At 53.3% G+C, this 3,239-nt stretch carries 2 rRNA genes; both read right to left on the bottom strand.

The annotated features are described in order from the left end of the window. Positions 1-7: 7 nt before the first annotated feature. A 5S ribosomal RNA gene (gene rrf, locus ACLW56_RS24885) occupies positions 8-123 on the bottom strand. 93 nt (positions 124-216) lie between these two features. Next, positions 217-3,227, bottom strand: a 23S ribosomal RNA gene (locus ACLW56_RS24890). Positions 3,228-3,239: the final 12 nt, after the last annotated feature.

Consider the following 3,239-nt stretch of genomic DNA (forward strand, 5'->3'; position numbering starts at 1 on the left):
ATTTGATGCCTGGCAGTTCCCTACTCTCACATGGGGAGACCCCACACTACCATCGGCGCTACGGCGTTTCACTTCTGAGTTCGGCATGGGGTCAGGTGGGACCACCGCGCTGTTGCCGCCAGGCAAATTCTGTTTATCATCCCGTTTGTTACGGGATGATGTATCTGGTTCAAGCTGATAATTTCGTCTCTCACGCCAAAACAGCTTCGGCGTTGTAAGGTTAAGCCTCACGGTTCATTAGTATCGGTTAGCTCAATGTATCGCTACACTTACACACCCGACCTATCAACGTCGTCGTCTTCAACGTTCCTTCAGGACCCTTAAAGGGTCAGGGAGAACTCATCTCGGGGCAAGTTTCGTGCTTAGATGCTTTCAGCACTTATCTCTTCCGCATTTAGCTACCGGGCAATGCCATTGGCATGACAACCCGAACACCAGTGATGCGTCCACTCCGGTCCTCTCGTACTAGGAGCAGCCCCCCTCAATTCTCCAGCGCCCACGGCAGATAGGGACCGAACTGTCTCACGACGTTCTAAACCCAGCTCGCGTACCACTTTAAATGGCGAACAGCCATACCCTTGGGACCTACTTCAGCCCCAGGATGTGATGAGCCGACATCGAGGTGCCAAACACCGCCGTCGATATGAACTCTTGGGCGGTATCAGCCTGTTATCCCCGGAGTACCTTTTATCCGTTGAGCGATGGCCCTTCCATTCAGAACCACCGGATCACTATGACCTGCTTTCGCACCTGCCCGAGCCGTCACTCTCGCAGTCAAGCTAGCTTATGCCATTGCACTAACCTCCTGATGTCCGACCAGGATTAGCTAACCTTCGTGCTCCTCCGTTACTCTTTGGGAGGAGACCGCCCCAGTCAAACTACCCACCAGACACTGTCCGCAACCCGGATTACGGGTCTACGTTAGAACACCAGCCATTAAAGGGTGGTATTTCAAGGTTGGCTCCATGCAGACTGGCGTCCACACTTCAAAGCCTCCCACCTATCCTACACATCAAGGACCAGTGTTCAGTGTCAAGCTATAGTAAAGGTTCACGGGGTCTTTCCGTCTTGCCGCGGGTACACTGCATCTTCACAGCGAGTTCAATTTCACTGAGTCTCGGGTGGAGACAGCCTGGCCATCATTACGCCATTCGTGCAGGTCGGAACTTACCCGACAAGGAATTTCGCTACCTTAGGACCGTTATAGTTACGGCCGCCGTTTACCGGGGCTTCGATCAAGAGCTTCTCCACAAGGGATAACCCCATCAATTAACCTTCCGGCACCGGGCAGGCGTCACACCGTATACGTCCACTTTCGTGTTTGCACAGTGCTGTGTTTTTAATAAACAGTTGCAGCCAGCTGGTATCTTCGACTGATTTCAGCTCCACCCGCAGGGGCTTCACCTACATATCAGCGTGCCTTCTCCCGAAGTTACGGCACCATTTTGCCTAGTTCCTTCACCCGAGTTCTCTCAAGCGCCTTGGTATTCTCTACCTGACCACCTGTGTCGGTTTGGGGTACGATTTCGTGTTACCTGGAGCTTAGAGGCTTTTCCTGGAAGCAGGGCATCTGTTACTTCAGCACCGTAGTGCCTCGTCATCACACCTCAGCGTTAATAACGTTCCGGATTTACCTGGAACATCCGCCTACATGCTTAAACCGGGACAACCGTCGCCCGGATAACATAGCCTTCTCCGTCCCCCCTTCGCAGTAACACCAAGTACAGGAATATTAACCTGTTTCCCATCGACTACGCCTTTCGGCCTCGCCTTAGGGGTCGACTCACCCTGCCCCGATTAACGTTGGACAGGAACCCTTGGTCTTCCGGCGTGCGGGCTTTTCACCCGCATTATCGTTACTTATGTCAGCATTCGCACTTCTGATACCTCCAGCAACCCTCACAGGCCACCTTCAACGGCTTACAGAACGCTCCCCTACCCAACAACACCTGAGTGTCGCTGCCGCAGCTTCGGTGCACAGTTTAGCCCCGTTACATCTTCCGCGCAGGCCGACTCGACCAGTGAGCTATTACGCTTTCTTTAAATGATGGCTGCTTCTAAGCCAACATCCTGGCTGTCTGTGCCTTCCCACATCGTTTCCCACTTAACTGTGACTTTGGGACCTTAGCTGGCGGTCTGGGTTGTTTCCCTCTTCACGACGGACGTTAGCACCCGCCGTGTGTCTCCCGTGATAACATTCTTCGGTATTCGTAGTTTGCATCGGGTTGGTAAGTCGGGATGACCCCCTGGCCGAAACAGTGCTCTACCCCCGAAGATGAGTTCACGAGGCGCTACCTAAATAGCTTTCGGGGAGAACCAGCTATCTCCCGGTTTGATTGGCCTTTCACCCCCAGCCACAAGTCATCCGCTAATTTTTCAACATTAGTCGGTTCGGTCCTCCAGTTAGTGTTACCCAACCTTCAACCTGCCCATGGCTAGATCACCGGGTTTCGGGTCTATACCCTGCAACTTAACGCCCAGTTAAGACTCGGTTTCCCTTCGGCTCCCCTATTCGGTTAACCTTGCTACAGAATATAAGTCGCTGACCCATTATACAAAAGGTACGCAGTCACCCCACCCCAAAGCACTCACCGCTTGTTTTGTGTGTTGGGCGTCGCTAAAGACGCTCCGCCACCGCGATGTTGCTGTTGCGGTGCCTTCATCACCAGAGAATGCTTTGGTGGTGGGGCTCCCACTGCTTGTACGTACACGGTTTCAGGTTCTTTTTCACTCCCCTCGCCGGGGTTCTTTTCGCCTTTCCCTCACGGTACTGGTTCACTATCGGTCAGTCAGGAGTATTTAGCCTTGGAGGATGGTCCCCCCATATTCAGACAGGATACCACGTGTCCCGCCCTACTCTTCGAGTTCACAACGTGTGCACTTTCGTGTACGGGGCTGTCACCCTGTATCGCCGGACTTTCCAGACCGTTCCACTACCACACGCGCTGATTCAGACTCTGGGCTCCTCCCCGTTCGCTCGCCGCTACTGGGGGAATCTCGGTTGATTTCTTTTCCTCGGGGTACTTAGATGTTTCAGTTCCCCCGGTTCGCCTCATGACACTATGTATTCATGTCATGATAATGTGTCGAAACACACTGGGTTTCCCCATTCGGAAATCGCCGGGTCAAAGGTTCATATCACCTCGCCGACGCTTATCGCAGATTAGCACGTCCTTCATCGCCTCTGACTGCCAGGGCATCCACCGTGTACGCTTAGTCGCTTAACCTCACAACCCGAA

This window comes from Pantoea sp. sgz302252 (assembly GCF_047713085.1).
GTDB lineage: Bacteria > Pseudomonadota > Gammaproteobacteria > Enterobacterales > Enterobacteriaceae > Scandinavium.